Source organism: uncultured Bacteroides sp., from assembly GCF_902491285.1.
GTDB lineage: Bacteria > Bacteroidota > Bacteroidia > Bacteroidales > Bacteroidaceae > Bacteroides.
Genome location: NZ_CABUHK010000013.1, coordinates 78,302 through 86,112 on the forward strand (window position 1 = coordinate 78,302; position 7,811 = coordinate 86,112).

Sequence of the window (7,811 nt, forward strand, 5' to 3'; positions counted from 1 at the left end):
AGTCTGATTTTATTTATATTGTCTCTCAATCGTACTACCGGGGTAGTAGTGAGATAGTATCTCTTCGTATTTATAGCCTTGTTCTCCCATTACGGCAGCACCAATCTGGCAAAGCCCCACTCCATGTCCCCATCCGGCGCCGGTGAGGATAAAGCGGGAAGGGATTTCTTGCTCTTCTTCTTTGCATTCTCTATATTCTTCTTTGTATTCCTTATCCACAACGAAAGCAGAACTATAAAGATGAGAAGTCGATAGGGTACGGCGTATCTCCAGTTCTTTCCCGATGGTGAGTGTGCGTAGCGTACCTACTATCTTCAAGCGGACGAGACGACCGGATGTTCCCCTTTCTATGGGAATTAAATCTATAATTTTCCCGAAATCAATACCCGAGCGCTTGTGAATCAGTTCGGACAGTTCTTGTTGGGAGTAGCAGACTTTCCAACGATAGAAGTCCGCAGTCTCCTGGTCGTAGTTATTCAAAACCTGACTGAGAATCTTCTCGTCCTGTGTGTTACAGAATGCAACGGGCGAAGTGCGTATCCACTTGTCCGCTTCTATGCTCAAGTCAGGAAGCAGGTTTTCTGTTCGGCTGTCCCGTTGTCCGATAAGATAAGGATGCCTTACATTCTCCCAGCAGTTCTGGAATTCTTCAAAAGCACCGCCGCAGCATTTGGAGAAGCGGGCGTCACAAATCTTCCCTTCGTAGATAAGTGCTTCACCCCGTGTAGCGGAAACAGCCTCAACAGCTTGTGGAGTTGAGGCACGTGTAATCCCTTGATAACGCTGGCAATGGTCGTCGGCACATACATCAAAGTTCTTGTGGGCTTCATGGTCGTACCATTTGATAAATTGAGAATTGAGAGTTGAGAATTGAGAAATGGCTGCGCTGTCCGCGTTGTCCGGTTGCATCTTATTTTTCAATTTTTCATTCTCAATTCTCAATTTATTCAATAGCCAGCTTCGGGAGATAACCGCATGTGCTTTCAGTAGTTCTAAAGAAGCTGTTGCGCTCATCTCTGATGAAATCACGCTGGTGAGATAATCTTCGATAGAAATTATATTGATGGCGGTCAGCTTGTCATCTTCAACGATAATCTTCAGTTTACCTTTGAATCTTTGAACTTCTTTACGTTCCCAATGGAAGTTGATGCCGATGGTTACGTCTTGCAGTTCAAAGAAAGAAGCTGTATTCTGTTGGGGAGTGAAGGATAACTCATCATATACTTTTTCTTGCCAATGGATTTTCCCTTTCTGATAAACGGCTTGTTGTATTCCGGAGATTGCCATTCCATCAGAAGAGATGAATTCATCCGGGAAAGAGAATCTAATCTCTTTCTCCGAAAGAATGCCAACTGCTATTTGAGGCTCTGTCATAAGGCGGCTTTAATGCGTTCTGCTATTTCTTGTAGTTTTTCTTTAGATATGGATACTTCCTTATAGATATCATATACCTTTTCAGGAGTCAGTTTCTCCATATCCTCTTCGCGTACTATAGGGAATATACCGTTCATTTCAGCAATAGCAGGACTGATGAGAATTTGTTCGTCTCCTTTGGCGTAATAGCAGTCAGGGCGATGTTTGCTGCGTAAGAAGATAACACATTTGTAAGGGTGTGTGGTTGCGGCTTTAAGTTCGTCTTCGTAGTTCTTTCCAAAAGAATCTTTGGTGCGTATCAAACCATACCAGGCAAGAATATTCATCATTGGTTCTTTTCCGTTATTATTGGCAGCTAGGATGTCGTAAATCAGATGAAAGGTTTTCGACATAGTTCTCTTATTTTCCGCCTCAATATGGATAAAACTGTACGGGAAATCTGCATAATTAATTAGCACCTTGTCGTTATCTATTAATTCTATGCTATCGTTATATGTCCCCTGCAAGCTTTCCTCTTTACTGCAAGCTTGAAAATGGGCATGATCGGGAGCGGAAGCTCCACATTCCGGTCCATTATACAAAAGGAAGTATTCTTTCATTATGTCGGTGAGTTCTATCATATCTTTAAAACGCCCGGCTATGGATTGCGGCTTGTGTTCCTTATCTACAATTGTAAAGTGGTGTTTAAATATGGGATAGGGATTAACCAGTATCTGATAATTCCCAAAACTGAGGAACTCTTGTTCCTGCGGTCGGTTTGTTTGGCAGAGGAAGCAAGGCCGTGAGTGAATAGAGACAGTATCTGTCTGTGCGGTAGCCGAAAGAATACGTTTCGGATTAAGGAATAGTTTCGCGCCTAAATGGCTATTACCCATCCATTTTCCTATTTCTTTTGTTCGTGACTGATACTGTTCCAGTGCCTGGTAATTCTCTTTGGCAAGTTCCCATGAAAGGGTTTGCTTTTGGAATAACTGTTCGATTCTTTGCTGAATTTTCTCTAATGTCGTTTCTTGTTGCAGGATGCGCTGTTTCAATTCCCACGTACGAAGTCGGTCTTTATATAGATTATTCTGGTTGACTTTCTCAACAGGCAGCGCAGCGTCCGAGTTTCCTTCCCAACGGCGGCAAAGGTAAATCACGTCATATATTCTGCCTATCTGATAATCGTGTGAAATTTTCAATCCAAGGGCATAGTCTTCCCCATAGCTTGTATTCGGGACTTTGATTTTCCGAAGGATAGGCGTGTAGAATGCACGGGGAGCTCCCAGGCCGTTGATGCGTAATGCATTGTTTCGTCCGTTGTCGGGCGTCCATTCCTTATGATCGATGATGCCGGGGGCAATTTCCTGCATATCAAAATTAGTCATCATATAAGTGCCGATTACCATTGCGCATTTCTGTTTATAGAAAGTATCAATGATGATTTGCAGACTATGTTCGTCTTTATATACGTCATCGCTATCAAGTTGGACGGCAAACTTTCCGCATTTTTCGTGATGGATACCTACATTCCAACAACCACCGATGCCGAGGTCATCCCTTTCGGGAATGACGTGAATCAAACGTTTGTCCACACTTAGTTCCTGAAGTGCTTCGGTCGTTCCGTCTGTCGAATGGTTGTCGATGACAATGACATTGAACGGGAAGGTCGTTTGCTGGTTTAGTGCCGAGCGTACGGCATCTTTGATGGTGCGAATGCGGTTGCGCACGGGTATAATGACAGAAGCTTCATATTCAAAAGTGTGGGAAGAGAAGTCTATGGGATGGAAGATAGGATGTAGATATCCGCCAATCTCTTTCAAATGTTTGGTGCATGCTTGTTCCATTTCAATCTGTACCTGGCGGTTTTTAGGGTCTACATAATCAAACTGTTTTTCACCGCTTTTCCGCTTGTCACTTTCTACTTCCGTATATAGATATTCGTTGATATGTACCAGTTTGTTCTTTTGGGATATTTTGAGTCTCAAATCATACAAGCCGGCGTATTGATATTCTTCTTCTGTTTCTTTTATGGCTTTCTTGAATGCGTTGGTATCGAACAGCAATACCGAACCGAAATCGAAATCATCTCGTAGGCTACCGGGTTGGTAGTCAATGACCGGAGCAGGTTTTAGCACATCGTCCACTTGTTGGTAATGGTCTGCATAGACCATGCCTGCTTGAGTCATTTCCATTACTTGAACCATTCTTTCAAGAGCGAACAGCCCTATTTTTAACGCAGTGCGTTTGGTATAAAGTAAGGTATATGCTTTATCGGAGTGTTCGGCAATAGCTTGCATCGCTTGTGTGGATTGCATTTTCTCTACGGAAATAAGTTCGCATCCGGGAAGGCAGACATTGGTAATCGGTGATGCCAATAAATAAATCTTGTCTACCAGTGCCGACGCACGTAATTCTTTAACCGTCTGTACAGTTTCTTCCAACCTGCTAAAAGGAAGAAAACAGTTGATTGTTGCTTTCATTATTTTATTTCTTGTTTTGTAGTATGAGTTGTGTACGATACCTCTTTGTCTTGTCTTTTGATGAGCAAACAAAGCCCGAGGAATGTAAACAGGGCATTGATAATCAACAACTCGTAACTGATTTGGTAACCGTTGAACCAAGCTTCCGAATTTCTTTGCAGGATATAGCAAAGTGCAGGGGACGCGATAGCTACCAACGGGATATATTTGTCATAAACTTGTTTCTTGGTGAAGATGCCGAAGGCAAACAGTCCTAAAATAGGACCGTATGTATAACTTGCCAATGTGTAAATCGCGTCAATCACGCTGGTATTGTTCAGCAGATTGAAAACGAAAATAACTGCTCCCATGACGGCTGCCATACCGATGTGTACATACTTTCGTATCTTGCTGAGTGCGGCTTCTCCTTTTTTCTGTGCATGTAGAATGTCTACGGTGAAGGAAGTTGTCAGTGCCGTCAAGGCAGAGCCTGCCGCAGAATAGGCGGAAGCTATCAACCCGATAATGAACAATATCCCGACTATGCCGGGAAAATAATCTCCGGTAGCGACCATCGGAAATAACTCGTCGCTTTTTCCCGGATTCTCAATCCCTTGCTGCGCTGTAAAAGTATAAAGCAATACTCCCAGCATGAGGAAAAGCAGAATAACAAAGAATTGCGAAATGCCGCTTGTAATCATGTTCTTCTGTGAATCCCGGAAGTTCTTGCAACTGAGATTGCGTTGCATCATATCCTGGTCGAGCCCGTTCATGGCAATGACGGTGAATACCCCTGCCAGAAATTGCTTGAAGAAATACCGCTTGTCATTGACATCATCAAAGAAGAATGTCTTGGAGAAGTCACTGTCCGAAATCGTAGTGACCAGGCCGCTGAAATTCAGGTGCAGGTTGGAAGCGATATAGTAGATACAGAGAACCACCGAAACTACCAGGCAGAATGTTTTCAGGACATCTGTCCATATCAATGATTTCACCCCGCCGCGGAATGTATAGAGCCATACGATAAATACGGTCAGGATAACGTTCAGCAAGAACGGGAGATGGAAAGGTTCGAAGATAAGCAGTTGCAAAGTCAGGCATACGAGAAAGAGCCGGACGGCTGCTCCCAACATCTTTGAAATAAAGAAAAAACAGGCTCCCGTCTTATAAGATGAACTTCCGAACCTGTTCTCCAAATATTCGTAGATGGAAACTAAATTCATGCGGTAAAAGAGAGGAACGAGCACAAACGCTATGATAATCTGCCCGACTATAAATCCCAGTACCATTTGCAGATAAGAAAAGCTGCTTGCCTGCACCATGCCCGGAACAGAGACAAAAGTAACCCCGGAAATCGTGGAACCAATCATGGCAAAAGCAACGATATACCAAGCCGATTTACGGTTCCCTACAAAGAATCCTTCATTGTCGGCTTTGCGTCCTGCTATATAAGAAATAGTGAACAGGATTATAAAGTATGCCACAATAGTAATAGATATGACGGCTGGGCTCATTATCTGCTGTTTAAATTTGTTTGGAGATAAGATATCTTGAATTATGTAGCAAATATAGCTGTTTTTGATAATATAATCCAATAAACAGATGTAATAAAGAGAATTCTTCCTCTATACAAATTATCAGCCAGTACTTTTCTCAAAGTATACTCACCGTGATGAGAAAAAATCTCATCGCGGTGAGAATGACCCTTTGTCTGAACATGCTGGAACGGGGATTATGTGGAACTCAAATGGATTATTGTTTCTTGTAAAGAATGTATTTCTTGGATGCGCCGGCATAGATACCTGTATTCTCAAAATCACATAAGATGCTCTGGGTATCTTTGGAAATCTTGGGGATGCATACGTCTACTTTGATGCGCGACTGTTTTTGTGCAGGGTCGGTAATATGCAATTCCGCATTGTCCCGGCGACTGCCTTTGAGTATTAATGTACATGCTTTGTCCACCTTTACGGTCATCTCCTTGTGAGTGAAAGTTCCTTCCCGATAAAATACCATTTGCCAAATATTCAGCTTTTTGTGCCTTACAATCTGCATGGAATCCGTATTGACCAGGATTTCAACAGGGCTCTTCTTATTGTATGCGTCCATTTGCCGGGCGGAAGTTATCCCCGGTGCTATGATATATGCATAGGTGGCGTTGTGAGGAGTAGTCCCGTGGTCGAATCCGAGAGTGAAAACTTCCCGGTGTTGCATCTCTTTCGATTCGGTATGGTTGATGTCGTACCATGACCCTGTTTGTTGTTCATTATTCAGGTATATCCGCCCGCCTTGCGGAAAGATATATCCGATTCCGTTATGTAAAGCCCAGTCGGGAGAATCATAGGTAAATTCTCCTTTCTTTATAGCTGTTTGTTTCTTGTTCTGTGATACCAGTATGTTTTTATCATTCAGCAGGCATTGGTTGATTGTAGTATATATGGGTGCGTGAGAGGTAGAATTGATTCCTGCCCCTAAGCATACCACTTCATTGTCGAAGAAGAACCATGCCTTTTTAGCACCGGTGTTGACTCCTGCATAGTTGTCCGTGTAGGCGTAGGCGGATACTCCGTAGATACTGTCGGATACGCCGCCGGCAAAAGTTGATGTTCCTCGGGTCTGCCAGTCGCTCGCAGCCATCGGAATCGTATCCAGTTGTGGGGCGGTTGTTCCGGGGATTCTGCACCAGTTCCATACAGGCAGGATATTGGCGTATTCATTTCCTTGTGTTGCTATATTGGTGCATCCGTCCGACATAAAGTAAGTTTTTAAGTTTTCCCCGTTGCCGTATTCGCAACGCATGGTGCGGGTGGATACCATGCGGACGTCGAAAGTATAGCCGGGACGTACGTGCAGGGTATAATCTCCCCGGAAGTAATGTGTGTGCAGTGGCTGCAACTTGTAGTCAGCAGGCTGCTCACCTTTCAGACGGGCGATAATGGCCTTATATTCGTCTGTATGTTCCGGGTCGAGGACAATCATCCGTTTGGCAAACAGGGTAGTAGCCCTTTTGTCGGTAATGTTTTTCCGGCTTATGCCTCTGCCTAGTACGTCAAAAAGCATATGTTGTCCGCGTATGGTCTGATAATAAGTCCCGCGCATGAATTTGCTCAGAATCCGTATTTTTTCGGCACTCAATGCATATTGGGTTCCTTGTGTGTACATGGCTACTTGGGTGATTCCTTTTAGAATCTCATCACCATATCCGCCGATATAAAGCTGTACGCCATGCTGGAAGTAAGAGTTGTCATGCTGAAAACCCTCTTTGACGGTGTATTCTATCGGGCTGTAAGCATTATCGAGAGCCGTTTTCAGGTCGGTCTCGTTTTTTTCCAGGCATGACCGGTAAATCCAGTGAAGTGCGATGTCTGTCTGGTTGGCACCCGTCCATTTGGCAGGGTGTCCACCGTCTTTGCGTATGCGTTGTAAAGTTTTAGTCTCCAGTTCGGATGGAATTTGTTTTTTGCCGATACGCATCTGTATAAGTAATATGCCGATTTTCTGAGGTTCGGCAATTTGGTTGTACCACCAGTTGTTGCAGTGCGGATTACGTTCATACCAATATTCCAGTCCTTTCACTATCTTATTGTAAATGTCTTCGTTTTGATAGTAAGTGTTCTGCGGATTGGTATAGGCAAAAGCAAAATCATACAATCGGTTTATGTGGATGAGAGGTTCCCAGTTGGTGCGGTCACGGCGGCTGTAGTCTACATCGGTAAAACATCCTTTGCCGGCATCGTACTTATTTAAAGCTTCGTCAATAAGCGGATTTTGTGCAAAGTCGTTCCTTATTTTCTCCATTAAAGTTTCAAATTCGTCATTTTTATTGTTATTTGCCATGAGGGGGGCAGATGTGTAGAAAGCTGCGAGTAGAAGTCCGATAATGTAGTTAACAAATCTCATGTTGGTTCTATTTTAAATGGTTGTATTAGATTATTCGGAGACAAAATTATATAGAAAAATCGAGTTTTTCTACACCGGCACAATAAAAACCGAGGC

The 7,811-nt window shown here is 43.4% G+C and carries 4 protein-coding genes; all 4 read right to left on the minus strand.

The window, feature by feature from the left end:
• Positions 1-9: 9 nt before the first annotated feature.
• Complete coding sequence (locus RDN93_RS05350) at positions 10-1,374, minus strand: SpoIID/LytB domain-containing protein (protein WP_308744539.1); 1,365 nt, start codon at positions 1,372-1,374, stop codon at positions 10-12.
• Positions 1,371-3,836 carry a DUF4922 domain-containing protein gene (locus tag RDN93_RS05355; protein ID WP_308744540.1) on the minus strand — a complete coding sequence of 822 codons (2,466 nt, stop codon included), beginning with the start codon at positions 3,834-3,836 and terminating at the stop codon, positions 1,371-1,373. The genes RDN93_RS05350 and RDN93_RS05355 overlap by 4 nt, the downstream gene beginning before the upstream one ends.
• Positions 3,836-5,329, minus strand: coding sequence for a sodium:solute symporter (locus RDN93_RS05360; RefSeq protein ID WP_308744541.1), 1,494 nt, complete (start codon positions 5,327-5,329; stop codon positions 3,836-3,838). The genes RDN93_RS05355 and RDN93_RS05360 overlap by 1 nt, the downstream gene beginning before the upstream one ends.
• 238 nt (positions 5,330-5,567) lie before the next feature.
• Positions 5,568-7,715 carry a polysaccharide lyase 8 family protein gene (locus RDN93_RS05365; RefSeq protein ID WP_308744542.1) on the minus strand — a complete coding sequence of 716 codons (2,148 nt, stop codon included), beginning with the start codon at positions 7,713-7,715 and terminating at the stop codon, positions 5,568-5,570.
• Positions 7,716-7,811 lie beyond the last annotated feature (96 nt).